We start from the raw sequence: 20,976 nt of genomic DNA, 5'->3' as shown, positions 1-20,976 counted from the left end.
TGCGTTGACACTTGCCTCGCTGACGCGGCGCGGCCACCGGCGGGGCCTACCAATCAATCATGCGATGCACAGTCTTCGGGACCGGGTACCTCGGGGCCACGCACGCTGCGTGCATGGCCGAACTCGGACACGACGTCATCGGGGTGGATATCGACCCCGGCAAAGTGGCGAAACTGTCCGACGGCGTGGTGCCGTTCTACGAACCGGGCCTGGAGAGCGTGCTGCGGCGCAACCTGGACGCGGGCCGCCTGCGCTTCACCACCTCCTACGCCGAGGCCGCCGCACACGCCGATGTGCATTTCCTCGGCGTCGGCACCCCGCAGAAGAAGGGCGAATACGCCGCCGATCTCAAATACGTGCACGCCGTGGTGGATACACTCGCCCCGCTGCTGGAACGTCCTTCGGTGATCATCGGCAAATCCACCGTGCCGGTCGGCACGGCCACCGCCCTCGGCGCCAGGGCGCGCGCGCTGACGTCGACCGATGTCGAAGTCGCGTGGAATCCGGAATTCCTGCGCGAGGGTTTCGCGGTCAAGGACACGCTGCACCCGGATCGCTTGGTGCTCGGGGTGGACAGGGCGCGCGCGGGCGCGGATCGCGTCGAGGAACTCGTGCGCGAGATCTACGCGGAACTGATCGCCGCCGAGGTGCCGTTCCTGCTGACCGATCTGGCGACCGCGGAATTGGTCAAGGTATCGGCGAACGCCTTTCTGGCGACCAAGATCTCCTTCATCAACGCGGTGTCGGAGGTCTGCGAAGCGACCGGAGCCGACGTCACCATGCTCGCCGACGCACTCGGTTACGACGCACGCATCGGTCGCCGCTTCCTCAACGCGGGCCTCGGTTTCGGCGGCGGCTGCCTGCCCAAGGACATCCGCGCGTTCATGGCCAGGTCCGGCGAACTCGGCGCGAACCATGCCGTCGCGTTCCTGCGCGAGGTCGACAACATCAATATGCGCCGGCGCACCAAGGTGGTCGACATGGCGACCAGGGCGTGCGGCGGGTCGCTGCTCGGCGCGAATGTCGCGGTACTCGGCGCGGCCTTCAAACCGGAATCCGACGACGTCCGCGATTCCCCCGCGCTGAATGTGGCGGGCATGATCCAGCTGCACGGCGCGGTCGTCACGGTGTACGACCCCAAGGCACTGGAGAATTCGCGCCGCGTGTTCCCGACGCTCAACTACGCGACATCGGTCGCCGAAGCGTGCGAGCGGGCCGATGTGGTGCTCGTGCTCACCGAATGGGACGAGTTCACGGCGTTGCGGCCCGGGGACCTCGAGCGAGTTGTCCGCGCGCGGTCCATCATCGACGGCCGCAACTGTCTCGATCGTGCCACCTGGCGAGATGCCGGATGGGTGTACGCGGGACTCGGTACGCCGTAGAGTTGCGGGCGACGAGAGCGACCTTTTCCGAGACCGTCGACGTCCACCCAGTCGGGCCCCGGATACATTGTGAACGGGCACAGCGAAGCGGGGGTGGCGCGGCGGACCGGGTATTGTCCGATATGGGCCATCCGCCCTGTGTGGCGGCGGTTCGCTTGTCGTGAAGCGTGAAACGGGATGGGCAACTGATGAGTTCGGTACTGGGGATTTCGGTGGGGGCCGGCGCCATCCGTATGGCGCGACCGCACACCGGGTTGCCCCATGGGCACGTCGAGCCGCATGCCTTCGATCTACAGACCGTGCCGGTGGTCGACAACCGGGCCGAGGAACTGGTTGCCGAAGCCGTCGGCGTCACGCTGGAATCCTCGCGCGACATCACCGCGACGGCGGTCGCCTACCGCAGCGAGCAGCAGGCCAGAGCGGTCCGCGCCGCCATGGCGAACCAGCAGATCACCAATTACGAACTCATTCCCGAGATCTTCGCCGCGCTCGAATTCGCCCAGTCCACCGGCGATATTCGCGGCATCTCCTCGCTGGTCGTCTACGACCTGGGCAGCTCGGGTCTCTCGGTGAGCGTCGTCGACACCCAGACACGTGAGGTGCGTCACACCGAGCGCACCAGCGATATCAGCGGCGACTACCTCGATTCGCTGATCCGCGAACAGCAGATCGCCTCCGGCCGCATCGCGCATCCGCCGGATCAGGCCGGTCTCGCCGCGCTCGACGCGCTGTGCCGCGAGGCCAAGGAGCAGCTGTCCAGCAATACCGCCGTGGCACTGCCGAGTGAGCAGGGCCTGGTTCTGCTGGCGCAGGAGAACTTCGAAGCGCTGATCATGCTCGCGATCGAATCGTCGGCGCGGATGGCGCGTGATGTGATCGTGCGCTCGGATCGCCCCGTCCACGGTGTGCTCGCCATCGGCGGTTGCGCGAGGATCCCGTTGATCGCCAAGGTGCTGGAGCGCTGGATGGGCGTTCCGGTGATCGTCCCGGCGAGTCCGGAGACGGTCACCGCGCGCGGTGCCGCCCTGTTGGCGCGGCCGGTCGACGTGGCGGCTCCCGCGACGACGGCGATGAACGCCGACGCGCTTTCCCCCGCCTGGCTTTCCGCGCCGCCGAAGAAGGGCAAGAAGAGCAAGAACGTCGTCGAGGACGACCTCGCCGCGGACGATTGGGGCAACCCGAATCAGTCGCAGGACTGGCCGCGAGCCCAGCGCGGCCGCGCCGATCTGCCGTCCGGTTGGTCGGCCGTGCGCCCCATGCGCGGCAAGCGCGAGGTCAGCGGTGCGGTGTTGACGGTCAGCGCGCTCGCGGTGGTCGCGGCGATCGGACTCGGCCTCGGCTACGGCCCCCAGGTGCTCGAGCGGGGTTCGCAGGGCAGCGAGGGTTCCACCTCGGTGTCGACATCGGGCGTACCGCGCACCACCACCCTCGAACCGCAGATCGCGGTCGCGCCCGCCACGACCACCGAGACCGAGGCGACCGTCGCCGCGCCGACGCGTCCACAGACCTCTGCCGCCCCCGAGCCGCCGACGCAGGGACCGAACACCTTTGTGGTTCCCGGCCTTCCGCCGATCGTGGTCCCGACCATTCCCCCCGAGATGTTCCCGAAGGTCCCCTGATCCGACCGGCACCGGCCGGACCCGGGACTCGACTCAGTTCCTGGCGTGCCTGGCATGGCGCGACGGCGGCTGCCGACGCGGCGGCGGGGCCTTGCGCACGGGCTTGGCTCCGAACGGTCGCGCGAGCATGACCGCGATCCCCGTGGTCAACGGCACCGAGAGCGCGAGGGCGATACCGCCGACGGCGGATCTGGTGATCTCGATGGCGACGGCGTCACCGGTGAGCACGTCGCGGATGGACCGTCCGGCGACGCTGAACAGCAGCAGCAGCGGCAGCGCGCCACCGGCGTAGGCGAGTACGAGGGTGTAGACCGTACTGGCGATATGGTCGCGTCCGACGCGCATGGCCGCGGTGAAAACCTCACGCCGCGACGTCGATTCGTCGACGGCGGCAAGCTCGAACGCGGCCGACGCCTGCGTGATGGTGACGTCGTTGAGGACGCCGAGGGTGCCGATGATGAACCCCGCCAGCAGCAGCCCGGTGATGCTGACGTGCTGGATATAGGTCGCGACGTTGGTGTTCTGTTCCTCGGACAGGCCGGTGAGGTGCGTGACTTCGATTGCCAGCCAGGACAGTACGGCCGCGAGCAGCATCGAGGTGAGCGTCCCGAGCAGTGCCGAGCTGGTCCGCAGGTTCACCCCGTGCGCCAGATACAGCACCACGTAGAGGATCACCGCGCCCGAGACCAGCGCCACCGGTATCGCCGGTTTCCCGTCCAGCAGCGCGGGCAGCAGGAAGACCACGAGCACCGCGAAGGCGAAGACCAGGCCGAGCAGCGCGCGCAGACCGCGCCAGCGGGCCACCGCGATGACCACCACGATGAACGCGACCACGATGAGGGTCAGCGGCAATCCGCGCGAGTAGTCCTCGAAGGAGTACAGCGGGGTTCCGGCGGGATCGGTCTGGCGCACCAACCGGATGTGATCGCCCGCCCGCAGATCGGGTTGTCCTGGGCCGGGCGCGATTTCGAACAGCGTCTTGTTACCCGCGTGCGGACCGGAGTCGATGGTGATGAGGCTGCGCTGGCAGGTGTAGGCGTTGTTGCGCGGCGGCTCGGGCTTGTCGGCGAACACCTTGCCGATCGAGGAGCTGCCGCACGCGCCGACATCCTGCACCACGACCGTGCCCGCTTCGGTCTCCACCGCTCCGCCGCCCGCGCTCTGCATCGGCAGCGGGATGTCGACGTGCTGGGCGCTCGGCCACAGCGCGATCGCGCCGATGACGACGGCGATCCCGATCACGGTCAGCAGACCGATCACTACCCGCGCGGCGGTGGCGCCGATCGCGAGTGGTTCGGAATTGTCGTGATGATGGTGGTGATGATGGTCGGTCACCGGGCTCCTAGCTGTCCGTCGTATGCCCTGGGCGCATCCGCCCGGTGCCGAGCTTAAAGGATTTCATTTTCAAGATCGCGCTACGACGAGGAGAGCACACTGATCGGTGCGGCGAGAATCGGTACGGTGACCGGATGATTCGGGAGGGGGCGGCGGAGAGCAGGGGGATGTCTCCGCCGCCCGCAGGCCGGCGGCCCAGGGGGGTAGGCGGCCGAACCCGAGGCCAGGTTGTCCAGGGGGGGTAGACAACTTGGCCGGGCACCTAAGTGCCAAGAGCTACTGTACACAAAAGCTGAAGTTTTGCGCTAGTCCATCTTCAAAACTCGCCACTATCCCAACATTAGGTCTGTTTCAGCCCTGGAAGCAGGGCGATTTACCTGTCAGGAAGGCGCTAGCGACTACTGCCGGTAGCTGGCGAGGAAGTTGCCGAAACGCTCGATGGCGACCGCGAGATCCCGCGCCCACGGCAACGTGACGATGCGCAGATGATCGTGGTCGGGCCAGTTGAACCCGGTGCCCTGCACCATCAGGATCTTCTCCTGCAACAGCAGATCCAGGATCAGCTTCGAATCGTCGTGGATCTCATACACATTCGGATCCAGCCTGGGGAACGCGTAGAGCGCGCCCTTGGGCTTCACACACGAGACGCCCGGGATCATGTTCAGCCGCTCCCACGCCACGTCGCGCTGCTCGAGCAGACGGCCACCGGGCAGGATCAGATCCTCGATGCTCTGATGTCCACCGAGGGCGACCTGAATCGCGTGCTGCGCGGGCACATTCGGACAGAGGCGGGAGGAGGCGAGCAGGTCGATGCCCTCCAGGAATCCGGCCGCGTGCTCCTTCGGACCGGTGATCGCCAACCATCCCGACCGGTACCCCGCCACCCGGTAGGCCTTGGACAGGCCGTTGAAGGTCAGGCACAGCAGGTCCGGGGCCATGGTCGCCAGCGAGATATGTTTCGCGTCGTCGTAGAGGATCTTGTCGTAGATCTCGTCGGCGAGCAGCAACAGCTGATGTCTGCGCGCGACGTCGGCGAGCTGTTGCAGGATCTCGGCGGAGTAGACCGCGCCGGTGGGATTGTTCGGATTGATGACCAGCAGGGCCTTGGTCTTGTCGGTGATCTTCGATTCGATATCGGCGATATCGGGCTGCCAGCCACTGGACTCGTCGCACAGGTAGTGCACCGCCGTGCCGCCTGCCAGACTGGTCATCGCCGTCCACAGCGGGTAGTCCGGCGCCGGGATGAGCACCTCGTCACCGTTGTCGAGCAGGGCCTGCATGGTGATGGTGATCAACTCGGACACGCCGTTGCCCAGGTACACGCTGTCCACGTCGAGCACGGGGAAGCCTGGCACCAGCTCGTAGCGGGTGACGATCGCGCGCCGCGCGGACAGGATGCCCTTGGATTCGGAATACCCCTGGGCGACCGGGAGCGCGGCGATGATGTCGCGCATGATCACGTCGGGGGCGTCGAAGCCGAACGGGGCGGGGTTGCCGATATTCAGCTTCAGGATGCGATGTCCCTCGGCCTCGAGCCGTGCCGCGTGCGCGTGTACCGGTCCACGGATCTCGTAGACGACGTTCTGGAGCTTCGTGGACTGCTCCAGAACACGCGGACGCTGCGGTTGATGACTCGGGCTCACCCGTCCCATGGTGCCATCCCCCGCAACTGTGTTTTCGCACGCGCACGGGGGTGCGGCGGGTTCACGCCGGGGAATTACCCGGTGGGATGCCCTTGGCGGCGGTCGACCCGCAGAATTCCTCGATGCGCTCGTCGAGGAAACGCGCTTCGCTCGCATCGCGGAAAGCGGGGGCCGCGATCCGGCGGCGCACGCCGATGAGCCGTTCCTCCAGCTGGGCGATGCGTTTGTCCTCGTCGAGACCGAGCACCGGATGCAACGCCGCCGAAGCTCCGTCGAGACTGCCGTTGATCAGGTGGGCGGCGGCGCAGTCGACCCGGGCCAGCGATTCCGCGCCGTAGGAGCGCTGCTCGGACGGCCCGTTGGCGTAGAGATCGATGGCGCGACCGGTCGCGGCCAGCGCGGGTTCGGCCAAGCCGAGATGGATATAGGTCGCGCCCGCGTAGTACTGGGCCTTCGCGTCGTTGAAACCGAAGACCCCGCCGATCGCGTCGTGCAAGTCGTCGACCTCGCCGATCTCGCGCGCGTCGTCGGCGGCCCTGACACAGCGCTCGGTATCGCTCGCGCTGCCGATCTTGGACCAGATCCTGGCCTCGATATTGTGCAGCCGGACCTTCGCGGTCGCCGATTCGGCGAACTCCTGCCCGCTCTGCGCGAGCAGCACCGCGCGCCGCGGCCGCTCGGACCAGTACTCGATGAGCGCGTGCATTCCCCTGGTCCACGCGCGCAGCCCGTTGTGACCGCAGAGTTCGGCATACGCCCAGGCGGCGCGCGCCTGCTCCCCCGCGGCGTCGTAATAGCCGAGGTCGGTACTCGCGTTGGCGAGCAACCCGGACAGCGTGCCCGCGAGCAGATACAGATGACTGGTGTCGGCGGGGCGCTGATGCCCTTCCAGCAGCCGGTACACCCGGCGGCGCACCCGCAGCATCTCCACCATCATCGGAACGGGGGGAATGCTCACGTAATCGTTCGCGATGCGCATGACGTCGGCGTCGAGTTGGTCCAATGTGGTGGCACCCACGTTGGTGCTCTCGGCCCGCCCGGCGTGATCGCTTGCCTCGTGGGCAGCGGCCATGATCAGATCCCTCTCCGAAATCGCGGCTAACGCATCGCCTCTCATCGCACCGGCGTCGATGAGAGCCAAGAGATCCGCTTCGCTCGAATAATTGGCGTGCGTCCCGGAAGCGGGACGCGTATCGGCTCCGGGGGCGGCCGTCCGATCGGTCGACTGCTGTTCGATCAGCGCCGCGAAACGTGCACGCACAACATCGTCGGACCTGGCCAGGGAGGTGTCCAACGCGGCCTGGTTGATCGGGCGCGGGTGCACCCGGACGCCACCCGCCTCCCATTTCGACACCAGACGTTCGTGAACCCCCAGGTGCGCCGCGAACTCCCTGATACTCATCCGCTTGGCATCGCGAAGGGCACGGGTCTCTCTTCCTGACCATTGCCGGACCACGTGTCACCCCTTCCGACGATCTCCTCATCCCAGGGTACGAGCCGATTGTGGTTACGGCCACAGATAATTCGGTGTTGCTATATGCACTGGCCTGTGCAGTGCGCGCGGCGTCGCACCGGCTCGCGCGAGAGGCAGTGGAATGGCAGCAGAAAGCGGGCGTGCGGGCGACACCGTGTCACGCTCTCACGCGCGACCCTTGTGAGGCAGGAGGCAAGGAGTTGGCCGTGAACATGGACAGACTCATGACAGTCGACGATTGGGTGGCCTTCTACCGAGACGAATTCGGGCTACCGGTGACCGAACGTGGAGGTTTCGTGATGCTACCCGTCAGCGGCCGAGTCTGCGCCGTTCATCTACCGACCGCACGAGCCGAAAAGGTCAGGGCGGCACTGGAACAGCAGGGGACGAGGGGCCCTGTGCTGGCCAGGCAGATCCGATGGAGCTTCCTGGCGCACCCGGATTCGCGTCCGGGTGCGCAGGTATTGGAGGTACTGGACCGGCTGGATATCGGCATACCCGCCATAGGCAGTGCCGTGATGTTGCCGACCGGCCTCGGCCGGCTGACCCGGGAAGGGTGCTCCTGGGTCAGTCCGCCCGGCCGCGGCGGCACGCTCCCGCCGCTCTCCGCCGTCCTCACGGCGGCGATGGCGGTGGGAGCGGGCAGCGGGGACTGACGCGTCATCGGTCCCCGCAATGTCCGGCACGTCACACGGCCGATTGCGCCTCTCCGGGTCGACGGGGCGCGATCGGTCGGGTGATCCTGCGCGGCAAGCGGACTCGCGGGCAGGCGATCATCTCGGACACGACTCTCGATCACACGGGGTGACGAGCGCGACCCTCAGCGCGATTCGACCGTCTGCACGACCTCGTCGGACAGCGGAAAGTTCATGTAGGACCGCGACGGCGTGGGCCCGCGCTGCCCCTGATACTTCGAGCCCGCAGCCGCGCTGCCGTAGGGATGCTCGGCCGGACTGGTCAACCGGATCAGGCAGAGCTGGCCGATCTTCATCCCCGGCCACAGCGTGATCGGCAGATTCGCCACATTCGACAATTCCAGCGTGATGTGACCGCTGAACCCGGGATCGATGAAGCCCGCGGTGGAATGCGTCAGCAGGCCGAGCCTGCCCAGACTCGACTTGCCCTCCAGCCGTCCGGCCAGATCGTCGGGCAGCGAACAGATCTCCAGGGTCGAGCCGAGCACGAACTCGCCCGGATGCAGCACGAACGGCTCACCCTCTGAGGGTTCGACCAGACTGGTCAGCTCGTCCTGGCGCTGCGCCGGATCGATATGGGTGTACCGGGAATTGTCGAAGACCCGGAAAAGCCGATCGAGGCGCACATCGATACTCGACGGCTGGATCAGATTCTCCAGCAGCGGTTCGACGCCGAGACGCCCAGCGGCGATCTCCGCACGGATGTCACGATCGGAAAGCAGCACGCGACGAGAGTAGCGGTCGCTCGGCTCGACCGTTCGACCACACGTGCAAACTCGCGACTTCGCCCCGTCGACGCACGCAGACGCCGGGAGCACCCCCTCATCGCCCCCGAGATCCCACCCCGGGTGGAATACGATTCGACACACCCGAGGACCGCCACTCGGCCACGAATAGGCAGCCGCGCCGACCGGATCGAACCGCACATCAGCGCCGCCCGCTCTCCGAGCCTCCGCCCGCGTCTTCGCAGCATCGCCGATTTACATCGTCGATCACCGGGTACGCCCTGACCATGGAGACCGGCGATACCGACGCACCAGCCCACCCACTCCACAGCAATTTCTCAGCATCGGGAGGGACGCTGGAACAGATGTCGTCGATTCCGAACAATGACAGGTCCGGGCGCGCGTTCCCGGCGCTCGCGGCCGTGGCGGTACTGCTCACGGCGTTCATCACCGTGCTGACCGGCAATATCCTGCGCGGGGACGGCCTGGCCGCCATCGATCCCGAGATCTCGGGCTGGGTCGTCGAGCATCGCACCGATACCCTGACCGCCCTCGCCCGCGTGGTGACCACGCTCGGCGACACCCTCACCCTGACCATCATCACCGTGCTGGTGTGCGCGACGCTGATCTGGCGCGGACATCGTCGCAAGGCCACGCTGGTCGCCGGGACCGGAATCGGCGCGGCGGTGCTCACCTTCGCGGGCAAACGACTGGTCGGCAGATCACGTCCGCCGACCGCCGATCGACTCGCCTTCGAGTCGAGTCTGTCCTACCCGTCCGGGCACAGCCTCGGCTCGATGGCCGTGATCTCGATCATCGCCGTGGCGCTCATTCCCCGGTTGCACCGCACCGTGACACGCGTGGCGGCGATCGCCGCCGCCGTGATTCTCATTGTCGCGGTGGGGAGTTCCCGGGTGTACCTCGGCGTGCACTGGCCGACCGACGTCCTCGCGGGATGGGCGATCGGCGCGCTCTGGGTGATCATCTGCCTCGGCGCGTACACGTACCCGAATTACCGATGGAAAACCAGTGCGATGAGTACTCCAGCGCCTCGCGATGGGGCGCTCACCAATGCGGGACCGCGCGAACCGAGTGCGCGCGATGCCGAATCCTCCTGATACCCGATCTCCGACGGCGACCGCGGTGTTCCACCGCCCGCCGTCGAGCTCGAGATTGCCTAGGCGTCGCCGTCAGCGGCCTGCGCCCGGAAAGACCCATCCTCGGCCCCGCTGAACACGGGGTAGTGCATAACGGTGTCCGCCGGGGTGTACACCTCTTCGGCGACGTTCTCGTGACTGAACAGTCCGGGCACATGCCCATCTTCTTGACTCATACTCGAGCCTCCTTTGATCTGCGGCGAATAGCCGAACGTGGCGTCCGCACCTGACCGGCCGGGATATGCCCAAGGCCGATGCTTCCTTCGCATGGTACGTCCACCGAGTGACACGAGTGTGGATCACTCTGCCCCCAGGGCGAACCATACACCCCATTCTCCCAGCTAGAGCCCCAGCGTGAATAGTCTTTTCGTCACGACCGTCACTCGGATACTCCCGAGTACCCGCCGCAACCACTCCCCGGGACCATGATCACCGCCCCGACGAGGCCGACTCCGCGGCACAGACCACGTCGTTTTCGGGCCGCTGCCCCGTTGCCGGGAACGTGGTGACCGTGCCGTTCAAGCAGGTGTTCGCCTTGAACAGATAAGCCAGGTGCCCGCCCTTATCCGCCGTCACCATCCGGGCGCGGTCACCGAACGCCTGCCGCAGTCGTCGGGCACCCGACAGAGGGTGTCGCCGGATCGCGGAGATTCTGCGCTCTCAGCACGTTCGACGGCCCCTGCCATCGGTCCGCACGCGGGCTCTGTCGGTTCGGAGGGCCAGAACGCGCACGGCCAGATATCGGCTCCGGCCGCGCCGAACATCGGGGATCCGACCGACCGACACGTTGCCTCGGTAGTCAACTTCCGATCTCGGCCACGCGGAATCGTGCCACATCGATCGGCCCGCGCGCGTAGGGCGGGAACTGTTCGTCTGCTGCGCCGCCGTCAGATCACAGGTCACCGGCATGCAGTGACCGACGACCGACCCCGCGCGGATCGAACCCGATCGCGCATGTCGTTTCTCCTCCGTGCGACCTGTTGCGGGTGAGCGTGTTCCGAGATGCGCTGACCATCGACGTACCGGGGGTCGGTGATTTTCGGGTCGAGACCGACGGCGACGCGAACCTGAAAAGTCGGCGAGCCTGTCCACATGAACGCGAAGTCACGCGGTGAGCGAAGACCGGGCAAATGCGTGTTTCGGCGTGATACCGTTCTGCGCGGGCAGCGGGGACTGCCGCACCGGGGAGGAAAATCAGAGCACATCCGACAGTCTCAGCGGTTCGCCCATTCTGTCGACGGTCTTCTCATATGCCATGCGGGACATGGTCTTCACTACCCACAGCACCGGCCACTCAGCCTCACGGCATGGCCGGTTCGTTCTCGTTCTCTCCGAACACAACAAGGGATATTGCAGTGAGATTCAAGCGTTTTGCCATTGCGGCGATCATCGCGGCGGCGAGCACGTCGATCGTGACAGCTACCGCCAACGGCACTCCGGCCGATCTGCGGCCGGGTAGTGAATACAGTGCGGCGGCCACGGAACCGACACACGGAGTCGATTCCGGAGTCGACTACACCGTGTCGACCTCGACCGAGGGGGAACCCGCGATCCACGTCGCGCTGAACGGCGGGACCTTCACCCTCAACGGCAGCCATCTGGACATCAGCAACCAGTCCGGCGAACTGATCGGGCAGGTCCCGTTGACGTTCCGTGTCGCCGATCGGGTCGTGTCGTTCACGGCGCGGACGGCCGATTCGAATCGCGCCGTCACGATAGCCTCCACCGCTCCGACCGAAACGAACGCCGACATCGCCCAGGAACCGTTGACCCCCGATCAGCGCGCGTACTGCTGGAACGCCACGCTGGGCACGGCGATCGGAGTGGCCATCGGAGCGATCGTCGGGTTCCCGCTGCTGATGCCAGGGCTGCTCGTCGTGGCCATCATCGGAGGTCTCGTCGGTATGAGTGTCGCGTTGACCGCTCCGATGCCGGGCATGTCGCCCACCGACGACCTGGTGACGAAGTTCTTCCGATGCCAGCAGGGGACGAGTCCTTACGGCGGGTGACACCGGGCGAACCATCGCTGGCCGAATATGAATTCAGCAGTCTCACAGCGCAATTGACTGCCACATTCGCCGACTGCGCCCTCGCGCGAATACTGCCGACGGGAAGCAGTCGCACAAGTCCTGCGCGACGGCTGGCGAATGTCGCACTTCCTCGACAAGGTGTCGATATCGGCGGTATCGCCATCGACATCGTCGCCGAGCAGCACCGGGGCCGATGTCAGCATGTCGTGCTTGCTCGAGCGCCATGACGAGTGCACCGGCACCTACAGGACACAGAGCTGGATACACACCGCGAGCGAGTGCCCTGCCAGTGCGACTGCGGATGCCGGGCACGGTCACAAGGGTGCACCTCCGAGGATCGAATTGACCACCTCGACCACGGAGGTCAGAACTTCGAGCCAGATGGGCAGGTGGCACCGTAACTCATGATCGACCTCCAGGATCGGAGTAGCGGAAGGCGGTAGATACGACGAAACCCCCGGCGTCCTTGGACAATCCGGGGGTCTCTCGGCACCGCCAGCAATGGCAAGGGGGTGAGGCACACTACTGGCGCGGAACCGACGCTAGCTGTCCACAAACCACTTGTGCAAGAGCGTCTTTCGAGCGAGATCACAGCACAGAATCGGGCGTTTCGCGCCGGTCGTAGTCAACGAAGTTCAGAGATGGACCGACGCGGGGCATCCAGGGTGATCCGAGCTCGACACCGTGGGGCTTTGCCCAGGCGGTGCCGTGTCGGTTGTTCGGTCAGCAGGGAGGCTCGTACAGGCCGCCGCAGTAGTACTTGTAGATGTTGGGCTCGTCGGACGCGGGCAGGGAATTGCCGATCGCCCCGCCGATCCCGGCGCCGATGAGACCGCCCGCGATCATTCCCACCGGAATCGTGATGATGGCGAGCACGCCCATGCCGATCAGGCCGAACAGGCCCAGGAAGCTCCCCAGAACGAATCCGATGGTACCGCCGATGCCCGCCCCGATCTCGGTGTTGACCTGACGCTGGGAGAGCCATTCGCCGATGGGCTTGGCGGTCAGGTGGGTGCCGGTTCGGTCGACGGTGGCGGAGAGTTCGACAGTGCCGTCGGAAGTATCTGCCCGGAAGGGGATTTCGCCGATACGTGCACCGGTGGCGTCGGAGACGGTGTACCCGGTATCGGTGGCGGTGAATCGTCCGCTGTCCAGGTTGACCGTGACCTCCTTCAGATCGGAGGACTGAGAAATGGTGAAGGCGACACCGTGGTCGGTGCCCCGAAGAGCGAACGGTCGCTCCTGCGGTGCCGCGGGCACGTCGGCGTGGGCGAATCCACTGGCGGTCACCGTGACTGCGGCAGTCATGACGGTGGCCACCGCGAACTTCATGAGGTGCATGTGTGTGAGGTCTCTTTCTGACGCAAAGGGCTCGCGTCGGCATGCAATTGCACAATCCCCCGGTGCGGGAAGCGAACCCGACCGCACCGGAACAGCATCAGGTTGGTTCACGATGTGGTGAACCGGCTGACGATACACGTCAGCGACGCATAGCCGCGATCGGAGCATTGCCGCGACACCTCTGCCAGAACGTGCACCGGTGGGGATATGTGTCAGCGGCGAAACTGGAGCGGTCTTCACCCAACGACCGCTCAACTGGCGCGGGACGCCTGACCAGGTTCATGGATCTACGCGGCTTGGTGTACCTCGACATCAGTCGCGCCGTTCGAGACGAACCAATCATGAAGTTCTGGCCCGTCCAGCAGGTGCGGCGAATCGATGCCGACATCGACAGGTCCTATGGCCAGGCCGCTGGAACCGGTGACATCACAGCCCGCCAGTCGTGCGCGAGACAACCGCGTGCGTCCGAAACTGCAGTCGCGCAGGCTGGCTTGCCGCAGATCCGAGTCGGAGAACGACACGCGTTGTAATCGGGCACCACTGAGGTCCGCGCCCCGTAGATCCGACTGGCTGAGATCGGCCCGTTGTAGATCGGCGCCGCGTATCTTCGCGGCTCGGGCCTGGCATCCGCGCCCCTGGACCTTTCGAAGATCGGCGCCACTGAGATCGGCTTCCGACAGTCGCGCCTCGATCAGCCATGCCGTGTACAAGTCGGCTCCGACGAACAGCACTCCGGTCAGGGTGGATTCGGAGAGCTCGGCGCCCAGCAGGTCCAGCCCCGAGAGGTCCGCACCGGTGAAATCGAGCCCGTGGCCGTTGAGCTGTGACGCGCTGGTCCGATCGGCGTCCGGGTCGGCGGGGAGGGCTTTGAGGTAGTCGGCCAGCGCCTGGCGCGCTTTCGGGTCTTCGGGCCAGCGACGAACGTCGCTGAGTGGACGACCGTGTGCGGTGGTCACTGTTTACCAGAGCACCTTTCCTTGCCATTGCGGATTGTTCTGCACCAACTCCTGCAGGTGCGCCTTGCGAGCGGGTGTCATGCCACTTTCGTCGATCATCACGCCCTCGCCGTCGGCAAGGGAGTCCTCGATCATTTCGATGAATTGCTCATCGGTCTGCGGGTTGGCTATCGGTTTGCCTGCGACCTCGGCAGGCCGATAGTCGGGGATGACATCGGGTGAGCTCTTGACATCCCATCGCGTGTTGCTGTTCTTGTCGATGAATTCTCCCTGATCCTCGCCATTGGGACCGAGGGGAGCCCGTTCGAGTGGTCCGACGAGTCCGGCGTTCTCGTTGGCGAGTCCGACCTCGGCCTCTCTCGTCGACTGCGGGCTCACCTTCCCGTTCTTCGCGGGATCCTGAGCCAACTCCTCCACACGTTTCTGGTACTCGGTTGTCCCTGGCGTGTTGCCAGGGTTGGAAGAACCGGACGGTGCGTCCTCGTCACCAACGATTTTGACCGTCATGGCCGCGATACCCGCGAGTGCGGCGTTGATACCGTTCTGGGTGAGGTCGGGGATGGCGGTGAAGACACCACCGGCGCTTCCGGCGACAACGACAGCGCCGAACAGCGCAAGGACACGACTCGCGGTGACGGTGGTGCGGATCAGCGTGGCTGTCGTGGTGACGATCTCGGCGGTGACCAATCCACCACCGGCAGCGGCGGGCACGGCGGCTGTGCCCGCGGTAACGACCGCCAGGACCCCGACGACCAGGACGGTCACCACGATCGCGCCGGCGATTTCCTTCGCGGCGCTTGCCACAGCGGCTTCGACATCGTTGCGCATCGATTCGAGCGCGTCGTGATGGTCCTTGACCGGTCCCGCCAGCCCTGACGCCGCCTGGGACAACAACTGCGCGGCATTCTGCAGCGTGGTCAGTTTCTGTTCGATGTCGGCGATATTGGGGTCGGTGCTGCCGGTGAACTTGGCGTTGACCCCTTTGATGCGGTCGGCGGCGGCGGTGATGGTGGCGTTGTCGGCGAAGGCCTTCCACGCGTCCTTCGCTATCCCGAGTTTGGTCACATCGCCGTTCGGGATCTTTCCCACCTGCTCCATGAGGCCGGTGATCGATGTGTCTATTCCCTCACCGTTGTTGCCGCTGGCACTGGCAGGCAACGCCATACCCGAGTCGTAGAGAGGCTCGGAGACGCTGGGACGGGCAGGTTCCGGACCGCTGGCGTGGGTGCGGTCCGAATGCCACCAGTTGTAGCCGGTAGCCGCCAAGACATCGCCGAAACGTTGCAACGCATTGCACAGTGCCGCGGCCAAGGTGACGATGTCGCGGGCATGCTGGTCATAGCCGGTCGTCCACGGTCGGGACTTTTCGTGATCACCGGCCATCCCTGCGCAGTCGTTGACGAGCGCGCGCTGCAAAGGCCCCAACGCCAGGGAGATATCGGTGGCCAACTGCTGGCATTTCTTCGACGCGTCGAGGTACATGCCGGAGTCGATGATCCAGGTGTCCCCCACCCTCTAGCCGCTTTGGAGCATCTGCTTATTGATGTCAGCGGCGGTGCTGTAGCGAGTGTGCGCTCGAATCGCCGCGTCGCTCATTGCCCGGACACCGTCGGTGAACTCGCGCGCTCCGGTCACCCACTGCCGGTGAGCGTCGGAATATGCCTGAGCGGCAACGCCTTCCCAACCGGTACCGGTCAGAGTGGCGACCTTGTCATCGATCTCGTCGAGATGGTCCTCGATGAACCCGGCCAGACCCGACAAGCGGGCCACGAGCTGGTCGAGGTCATCGATATTGACCGAGAACTCGCTCACGGCAGATCCAGACTGGAACTCCCGAGCGCGGAAGCGTTGTTCTCATCACGAACCTGATAGCTCTGCGCGGTGACGCCGAGCTTCTCCGCCATCCCGGCCAAGGCCGTGATGATCTGATCCCCACCCTCACGGACATCGGTCCACCCCGCGGTGAACTCCGTCGCCAAAGCACCTGTCCAGGTATCGCTGACCACACCATCCACATCTCGCGCCGCGGAACTCAACGCGGAACGAAGCGCCTCGGACAACTCGTAGACATACCGCCCGACCTCACGAACCCGCTCCGGTACAACCGCAAGATCCTGCCCCGAGCTCGAAGCGTCCCCCGTATCGCTCACCCCGCAGATGCTACGGATCGTGATACCGGATCCGCAATGTCAGCCGCCGAGCTCACCCCTACGTGGATAGGGCAGGCTGACGACTTAGGGCTTGGTTCGGGGTGCTCGCTCCGGAGGCTTTGTCGATCTCGAGACCAGCCACATACTTCGCGCGGCGTAGTTCGGCGGCGAACTTGGGTCAGCGGCTGCAAGAGTGATGGTACGGGCAAGGAGGAAATAGGGACCAAGCCCGTTCAGGGGTTGATCCCAGGCTCCACACCTGTGGACTTGCGTCGCATAGTGCCTGGTCTGCTACGCTGACGGTCGCGTCACGACGCATGCCGATGTAGTTCAATGGTAGAACTTCTGCTTCCCAAGCAGACAGCGCGGGTTCGATTCCCGTCATCGGCTCCTTTGAATCCCTTGGTAGACAAGGGATTTCCCGCAATCGCACACAGCAAGTACGGGGACTATACCCAAAACTGCACCCTATGAACTTGCCAAGGAACACCGGTCGAATCGGACGAAGCGCCCGTACTCCCACCTAGCCGGAGGATCGCTCACGACTCCGGCGGATGGTCGGGCATTGCCAGCCGCTCCAGCGGCAGGACTCCATTACGGCGCAGATCAGCGGGCGCGACGCCGCGAATGCCCGGCTCGAGTTCGATCGTGCCGAACGGCAGACGCCAGCGCGTGAGCAAAAGCATGCGAAGTACAGCGACCGCTGCCGTGATAGCGACGATCGCCCTGTCGACGGCGCCCGGTAGTGCCCAGGCGAGGACCGGGCTCCCCCTCGGGACGGTGAGACAGGCCGAACCCGCCGAAACCGTCGGGTTCGTCCCCGCTGCCCAGGCAGAACTCGGGTTCCGCCGAGCTTGGGCTGAATCCTCCGCTGACCTGGTCGGGCGGCACCGCCCCGAGTTGGGTACCCAGGCTCTGCGGATTAGCCCGCGATCCCCCTCAGCTTGCGAGCAGGCGGCGGAACTTGCTGCCGTGGAAGACCAGGGGCTCGATATCCGAACGGGTGGCCAGGCGGTGGATGCGGAGGATGACGACGGTGTGGTCGCCCGCGGGGACCTGGGCTTCGGGGACGCCTTCGATCCAGGCCGAGGCGCCGTCGATGAAGACGGCGTCGCCGGTGCCTCGGTGCAGTTCGGAGTCGCGGAAGCGGTCGCCGTTGCGGGCGCCGAGGGCTTTGGCGGCGGCTTGCTGGTCGGTGCCGAGCAGGCTCAGGCCGAGGTGGTCGGCGCGTTCGAGGAGTGGCCAGGTGGCGGAGGAGTTCTGGACGCAGAACGAGACGAGGGGTGGGTCGAGGGAGACGGGGACGAAGGTGCTGACGGCGAGTCCGTGGGGGACGCCGTCCACTTCGGCGCAGACGGCGACGACGCCGCTGGGGAAGTTGGAGAAGGCGCGGCGCAGGCCGTCACCGTCGGCGGGGAATTCGAAGAGGTCATGCATGATTCGTCGCCTTCTCGGTGTTCGACTGTAGGGATTTCGTGGTCAATGCGTCGACTACCGGCCGCCAGCGCTCGGCGTAGGCGGCGATCGCGCCGTCCTCGTGGAAGGTGCGGTCGGTGAGGTAGAGGCCGGGCAGTGCGGCGGTCGCGCCGATCTCGACGAGGACCGGCTTGAGCAGCAGATCCGGTGCGAGGGCGTGGGCGGGGCCCGCGCCGAGCATGAGCGGGACGGCCACGACTCCGGCGAGGCCGGTACCGCCGTCGAACTGTTCGAGGAACAGTTTCAGCAGGCCGGTGTAGGTGGCCTTGAAGGTGGGGCTGGCGAAGACGACGAGTTCGGATTCGGCGACCGTGCGAGCGGCCTCGCCGACGGCCGGATCGCCCCAGGACAGCAGGCCGGGGCCGAGCGTGACCAGATCGATGACAGCGGGCGCCGAATCGGGCCGCAGCGCTTGCGCGACCAGTGTCGCCGCGGTCAGGGTGCGCGAGGCGGGTTTGGGGTTTCCGACGACGACCGTCACTGACATATTCGTATCCTTCTCTCGCTCACGGCTCAGAAGACACCATGCTGCGGCGGCGGGGCGTCGTGCAACAGGGCGCGGCCGATGTGCTGGTACTTCCAGCGGACCGGGTCGTGCAGGGTGTGGGTGCGGGCGTTGCGCCAGAAGTGGTGCAGGTTCAGATCCGCTGCCGCGCTGCGGGTTCCGGCCACCTCGAACAGTGCGGCCGAAACCTCGTTGGCGGCCCGGTCGGCGAGGATCTTCGCGGTGGCGACCGTCAGTGACGCGTGAGCGACGGCGTCGGACCGATCGGTGGTCACATCGCCCGGCAGTGCGACCGCCGACCGCGTACCATCACCTTCGACAGCGGCATCGACGACGCGTCCCGCCGCGCTCAACGTCGCCTCGGCAGCGGTCACGGTGACGGCCAATTCACCGAACCGCTGAATAAGCAACGGATCGTCGACCGCTCGCTCCACACCCGCTTCGAACCACGGACGGCTGTACTGCCGAACGAAATCCGTTGCGGCGGTGAGCGCACCGCGCGCGATACCCGCGTCGATCGCGGCGTGCAGGAGTTGCGCGTACGCGCCGTACCCGGTCGGCGCGCGCACCGCGGCGTTTCGGGCGACCAACTGATCCGGTTCGACGAGCACACCGTCGAAGATGATCGTTCCGCTGCCGGTGGTGCGCTGGCCGATGCCGTTCCAGTCGTCGACGATCCGCACGCCGGGAGTGTCGGCGGGTAGGTAGACGACGTATTCGCCTGGCGCGAGACCGCTTTCGGCATTCGGGTCGTCGAGCCGGGTGAGCACGGCGAGCAGATCCGCGAAAAGCGAACCGGTGCAGTAGTACTTGGCGCCATCGATACGGAGACGCTCGCCTTCGGGCCGCACGGTGGTGGCGATGTCGGCGACCGTCGCGCCGCCGCGCTCGGATTGCGCGTTGGCGATGCGGGCACCGTCGAGAACCGCGCCGAAATATCGGGCTTGCTGGGCCGGGTCACCGGCCAATCGCAGCAGATTCAGGTAGACGAAATGGCTGTGCGGAATCTGGGCGATATTCGGATCGGCGGCCGCGATGATCCGGACGACCTCCGCGACCACGGTGGGCGGGAGGTCCGCCCCACCGAACGCGGCGGGCACGGTGATCGCCAGCAGACCGCTCGCGGCCAAGCGGTCCACCTGCGCGTACGGCAGCTCCCTGTCGCGGTCCCGCGCGGCGGCTCCCAGCGCGAATTCCGCCGCGAGATTTCGCGCGACACCGATCGCCCGAGCTGCCGATTCGATGCGGTCGGCGATGACCGCGGTCATCAGCGGACCGCCGCGACGGGCTGCTCGGCAGCCTCCAGTTCACGCACCAGCGGGAGTACCTTCTCGCCGAAGTACTCGATTTCCTCCTGGAAGTGCAGGAAGCCGCCGAGAATCAGATCGACGCCCAATTTCTTGTAGGCGACGATACGTTCGGCCACCTGTTCGGGGGTGCCGATCAGCTGGGTGCGGAAACCGTCGTTGTATTGGACGAGATCCTCGAAGGTGGAATCCGCCCACATCCCCTTGCGATCACCGGTCGAAGCACCGGCCTGCTGCACGGCGTCCCTGAACCCTTCGACGGCGGGTTTGTTCGCCTTCTCGATGATCTCGCGCAGCGTATCGCGGGCCTCGCGCTCGGTGTCGCGGGCGATGATGAAGCCGTTGAGACCGAATTTCACTTCGCGATCGTTGGCGCGGGCGATGGCGCGCAGGTCGTCCAACTGTTCGGTGACGCCGTCGAAATCCTTGCCGTTGGAGAAGTACCAGTCGGCGTGGCGGCCGCCGTTGCGCCGGGCGGCGGTCGAGTTACCGCCCTGGAAGAGTTCGGGATTCGGCCGTTCGGGGGTGTTGAGCGGTTTGGGTTTGAGGGTGAAATCGCGGATGCGATAGAAATCGCCGCCGTAGTTCACATTGTCCTCGGTCCAGATCTTGCGGATCACCTCGAGGAATTCGGCGCTGCGCCGGTAGCGCTCGTCGTGTTCGAGCCACGGTTCGCCCAGCGCCTGGAATTCGCCCGCGAACCATCCGGAGACGACGTTGATGGCGAAACGACCGTTGGACAGGTGATCGGCGGTCGCGCCGAATTTGGCCAGCACGGCCGGATGCCACAGGCCGGGATGCACCGCGGCGATGACTTTGAGCCGCTCGGTGGCACCGAGCAGCGCGAGGCTGAACGAGGTCGACTCGTGCTGGAATTCGGCACCGTAGGAGGCGGTGTAGCGCACCTGCGACAGCGCGTAGTCGAAGCCGTTGCGCTCGGCGGTCTGCGCGAGTTTCTTGTTGTATTCGAAATCCCAGCCGGTGCGCTGTTCGATCTCGCTGGTGACCAGTCCACCGCTGACATTGGGCACCCAGTAGGCGAACCGGATCTGGTCTGCGATCTGCTCGGTGGTCATAGTTACTCCAAAGGTCCGGAAATATCTGCCGGTCTGTCCACTTCAACACCGGGACCGGATCGACAGGAGGGTTTGAATCCCCGCGATCCGATCACCGGCGTGTCC

The 20,976-nt window shown here is 65.9% G+C and carries 21 protein-coding genes and 1 tRNA gene; 6 read left to right on the top strand and 16 right to left on the bottom strand.

Features of this window, described 5'->3' with window-relative positions:
• Nucleotides 1-59: 59 nt before the first annotated feature.
• The gene (locus DAT37_RS03680; protein ID WP_109523162.1) at nt 60-1,382 is read left to right on the top strand and encodes a UDP-glucose dehydrogenase family protein; all 1,323 of its coding nucleotides are present in this window, start codon (nt 60-62) and stop codon (nt 1,380-1,382) included.
• Between the two features lie 188 nt (nt 1,383-1,570).
• Nucleotides 1,571-3,001: an Hsp70 family protein gene (locus tag DAT37_RS03675; RefSeq protein ID WP_232839476.1), complete on the top strand. Its 1,431-nt coding sequence runs from the start codon at nt 1,571-1,573 to the stop codon at nt 2,999-3,001.
• Between the two features lie 33 nt (nt 3,002-3,034).
• Here DAT37_RS03675 and DAT37_RS03670 read toward each other — a convergent pair whose 3' ends face one another.
• The 3 genes from DAT37_RS03670 to DAT37_RS03660 all read right to left on the bottom strand — a co-directional run bounded on the left by DAT37_RS03670 (nt 3,035) and on the right by DAT37_RS03660 (nt 7,381).
• Nucleotides 3,035-4,336, bottom strand: coding sequence for a YibE/F family protein (locus tag DAT37_RS03670; protein ID WP_109523161.1), 1,302 nt, complete (start codon nt 4,334-4,336; stop codon nt 3,035-3,037).
• Between the two features lie 398 nt (nt 4,337-4,734).
• Nucleotides 4,735-5,988: a pyridoxal phosphate-dependent aminotransferase gene (locus DAT37_RS03665; protein ID WP_109523160.1), complete on the bottom strand. Its 1,254-nt coding sequence runs from the start codon at nt 5,986-5,988 to the stop codon at nt 4,735-4,737.
• A 52-nt stretch (nt 5,989-6,040) separates the two neighbouring features.
• The gene (locus tag DAT37_RS03660) at nt 6,041-7,381 is read right to left on the bottom strand and encodes a helix-turn-helix domain-containing protein (protein WP_109523159.1); all 1,341 of its coding nucleotides are present in this window, start codon (nt 7,379-7,381) and stop codon (nt 6,041-6,043) included.
• Nucleotides 7,382-7,665: 284 nt separating this feature from the next.
• Here DAT37_RS03660 and DAT37_RS03655 point away from each other — a divergent pair, with 284 nt between their 5' ends.
• Entirely contained in the window at nt 7,666-8,109 is a 444-nt protein-coding gene (locus tag DAT37_RS03655; protein ID WP_232839502.1) for a hypothetical protein, read from the top strand.
• A gap of 164 nt (nt 8,110-8,273) precedes the next feature.
• Here the strand turns inward: DAT37_RS03655 and dcd are convergent, their stop codons facing one another.
• A complete protein-coding gene (gene dcd / locus DAT37_RS03650; RefSeq protein ID WP_109523158.1) occupies nt 8,274-8,873 on the bottom strand; it encodes a dCTP deaminase in 600 nt (199 codons plus the stop codon).
• Between the two features lie 365 nt (nt 8,874-9,238).
• Here dcd and DAT37_RS03645 point away from each other — a divergent pair, with 365 nt between their 5' ends.
• Nucleotides 9,239-9,991 carry a phosphatase PAP2 family protein gene (locus DAT37_RS03645; protein WP_109523288.1) on the top strand — a complete coding sequence of 251 codons (753 nt, stop codon included), beginning with the start codon at nt 9,239-9,241 and terminating at the stop codon, nt 9,989-9,991.
• 59 nt (nt 9,992-10,050) lie between these two features.
• Here DAT37_RS03645 and DAT37_RS43810 read toward each other — a convergent pair whose 3' ends face one another.
• Nucleotides 10,051-10,206 carry a hypothetical protein gene (locus DAT37_RS43810; protein WP_157978255.1) on the bottom strand — a complete coding sequence of 52 codons (156 nt, stop codon included), beginning with the start codon at nt 10,204-10,206 and terminating at the stop codon, nt 10,051-10,053.
• 253 nt (nt 10,207-10,459) lie between these two features.
• Entirely contained in the window at nt 10,460-10,657 is a 198-nt protein-coding gene (locus DAT37_RS45240; RefSeq protein ID WP_269814732.1) for an alpha/beta hydrolase, read from the bottom strand.
• 728 nt (nt 10,658-11,385) lie between these two features.
• Between DAT37_RS45240 and DAT37_RS03635 the strand changes: the two genes are divergently transcribed.
• Nucleotides 11,386-12,039, top strand: coding sequence for a hypothetical protein (locus DAT37_RS03635; RefSeq protein ID WP_109523157.1), 654 nt, complete (start codon nt 11,386-11,388; stop codon nt 12,037-12,039).
• Nucleotides 12,040-12,783: 744 nt separating this feature from the next.
• Here DAT37_RS03635 and DAT37_RS03630 read toward each other — a convergent pair.
• The 5 genes from DAT37_RS03630 to DAT37_RS03610 all read right to left on the bottom strand — a co-directional run bounded on the left by DAT37_RS03630 (nt 12,784) and on the right by DAT37_RS03610 (nt 16,507).
• Nucleotides 12,784-13,401 (bottom strand): hypothetical protein, encoded by a 618-nt coding sequence (locus DAT37_RS03630; RefSeq protein ID WP_109523156.1) that lies wholly within the window; start codon nt 13,399-13,401, stop codon nt 12,784-12,786.
• Nucleotides 13,402-13,688: 287 nt separating this feature from the next.
• Nucleotides 13,689-14,357, bottom strand: a complete 669-nt coding sequence (locus DAT37_RS03625) for a pentapeptide repeat-containing protein (RefSeq protein ID WP_109523155.1) — start codon at nt 14,355-14,357, stop codon at nt 13,689-13,691.
• 3 nt (nt 14,358-14,360) lie between these two features.
• A complete protein-coding gene (locus DAT37_RS03620) occupies nt 14,361-15,869 on the bottom strand; it encodes a hypothetical protein (RefSeq protein WP_109523154.1) in 1,509 nt (502 codons plus the stop codon).
• Nucleotides 15,870-15,872: 3 nt separating this feature from the next.
• A complete protein-coding gene (locus tag DAT37_RS03615; RefSeq protein ID WP_109523153.1) occupies nt 15,873-16,169 on the bottom strand; it encodes a WXG100 family type VII secretion target in 297 nt (98 codons plus the stop codon).
• Nucleotides 16,166-16,507: a type VII secretion target gene (locus DAT37_RS03610; RefSeq protein WP_109523152.1), complete on the bottom strand. Its 342-nt coding sequence runs from the start codon at nt 16,505-16,507 to the stop codon at nt 16,166-16,168. The genes DAT37_RS03615 and DAT37_RS03610 overlap by 4 nt, the downstream gene beginning before the upstream one ends.
• 319 nt (nt 16,508-16,826) lie before the next feature.
• Between DAT37_RS03610 and DAT37_RS03605 the strand changes: the two genes are divergently transcribed.
• Nucleotides 16,827-16,897: transfer RNA gene (locus DAT37_RS03605), tRNA-Gly, on the top strand.
• Between the two features lie 149 nt (nt 16,898-17,046).
• On the opposite strand, the gene DAT37_RS43805 is transcribed toward DAT37_RS03605, so the two are convergent.
• The 5 genes from DAT37_RS43805 to sfnG all read right to left on the bottom strand — a co-directional run bounded on the left by DAT37_RS43805 (nt 17,047) and on the right by sfnG (nt 20,871).
• Nucleotides 17,047-17,193: a hypothetical protein gene (locus DAT37_RS43805; protein WP_157978254.1), complete on the bottom strand. Its 147-nt coding sequence runs from the start codon at nt 17,191-17,193 to the stop codon at nt 17,047-17,049.
• A 253-nt stretch (nt 17,194-17,446) separates the two neighbouring features.
• A complete protein-coding gene (locus tag DAT37_RS03600) occupies nt 17,447-17,944 on the bottom strand; it encodes a flavin reductase family protein (protein ID WP_109523151.1) in 498 nt (165 codons plus the stop codon).
• Nucleotides 17,937-18,470 (bottom strand): NADPH-dependent FMN reductase, encoded by a 534-nt coding sequence (locus DAT37_RS03595; RefSeq protein ID WP_109523150.1) that lies wholly within the window; start codon nt 18,468-18,470, stop codon nt 17,937-17,939. Before DAT37_RS03595 ends, DAT37_RS03600 begins: the two co-directional genes overlap by 8 nt.
• Before the next feature lie 26 nt (nt 18,471-18,496).
• On the bottom strand, nt 18,497-19,756 hold the full coding sequence (locus tag DAT37_RS03590; RefSeq protein WP_109523149.1) for an SfnB family sulfur acquisition oxidoreductase: 1,260 nt from the start codon (nt 19,754-19,756) through the stop codon (nt 18,497-18,499).
• The gene (gene sfnG / locus DAT37_RS03585) at nt 19,756-20,871 is read right to left on the bottom strand and encodes a dimethylsulfone monooxygenase SfnG (RefSeq protein ID WP_109523148.1); all 1,116 of its coding nucleotides are present in this window, start codon (nt 20,869-20,871) and stop codon (nt 19,756-19,758) included. Before sfnG ends, DAT37_RS03590 begins: the two co-directional genes overlap by 1 nt.
• Nucleotides 20,872-20,976: the final 105 nt, after the last annotated feature.

Source organism: Nocardia aurea, assembly GCF_003123685.1.
GTDB lineage: Bacteria > Actinomycetota > Actinomycetes > Mycobacteriales > Mycobacteriaceae > Nocardia > Nocardia aurea.
Note: the sequence above shows the minus strand (reverse complement) of the source record. Positions and strands in the feature narration are given on the sequence as shown.

Excerpts from the sequence above, each read along its gene's own strand:
- DAT37_RS03680 (WP_109523162.1), top strand. The coding sequence starts at position 60 with ATGCGATGCACAGTCTTCGGGACCGGGTACCTCGGGGCCACGCACGCT.
- DAT37_RS03675 (WP_232839476.1), top strand. The coding sequence starts at position 1,571 with ATGAGTTCGGTACTGGGGATTTCGGTGGGGGCCGGCGCCATCCGTATG.
- DAT37_RS03665 (WP_109523160.1), bottom strand. The coding sequence starts at position 5,988 with ATGGGACGGGTGAGCCCGAGTCATCAACCGCAGCGTCCGCGTGTTCTG.
- DAT37_RS03660 (WP_109523159.1), bottom strand. The coding sequence starts at position 7,381 with ATGAGTATCAGGGAGTTCGCGGCGCACCTGGGGGTTCACGAACGTCTG.
- DAT37_RS03655 (WP_232839502.1), top strand. The coding sequence starts at position 7,666 with ATGGACAGACTCATGACAGTCGACGATTGGGTGGCCTTCTACCGAGAC.
- DAT37_RS03645 (WP_109523288.1), top strand. The coding sequence starts at position 9,239 with ATGTCGTCGATTCCGAACAATGACAGGTCCGGGCGCGCGTTCCCGGCG.
- DAT37_RS43810 (WP_157978255.1), bottom strand. The coding sequence starts at position 10,206 with ATGAGTCAAGAAGATGGGCATGTGCCCGGACTGTTCAGTCACGAGAAC.
- DAT37_RS03630 (WP_109523156.1), bottom strand. The coding sequence starts at position 13,401 with ATGCACCTCATGAAGTTCGCGGTGGCCACCGTCATGACTGCCGCAGTC.
- DAT37_RS43805 (WP_157978254.1), bottom strand. The coding sequence starts at position 17,193 with ATGCTTTTGCTCACGCGCTGGCGTCTGCCGTTCGGCACGATCGAACTC.
- DAT37_RS03600 (WP_109523151.1), bottom strand. The coding sequence starts at position 17,944 with ATGCATGACCTCTTCGAATTCCCCGCCGACGGTGACGGCCTGCGCCGC.
- DAT37_RS03595 (WP_109523150.1), bottom strand. The coding sequence starts at position 18,470 with ATGTCAGTGACGGTCGTCGTCGGAAACCCCAAACCCGCCTCGCGCACC.
- DAT37_RS03590 (WP_109523149.1), bottom strand. The coding sequence starts at position 19,756 with ATGACCGCGGTCATCGCCGACCGCATCGAATCGGCAGCTCGGGCGATC.
- sfnG (WP_109523148.1), bottom strand. The coding sequence starts at position 20,871 with ATGACCACCGAGCAGATCGCAGACCAGATCCGGTTCGCCTACTGGGTG.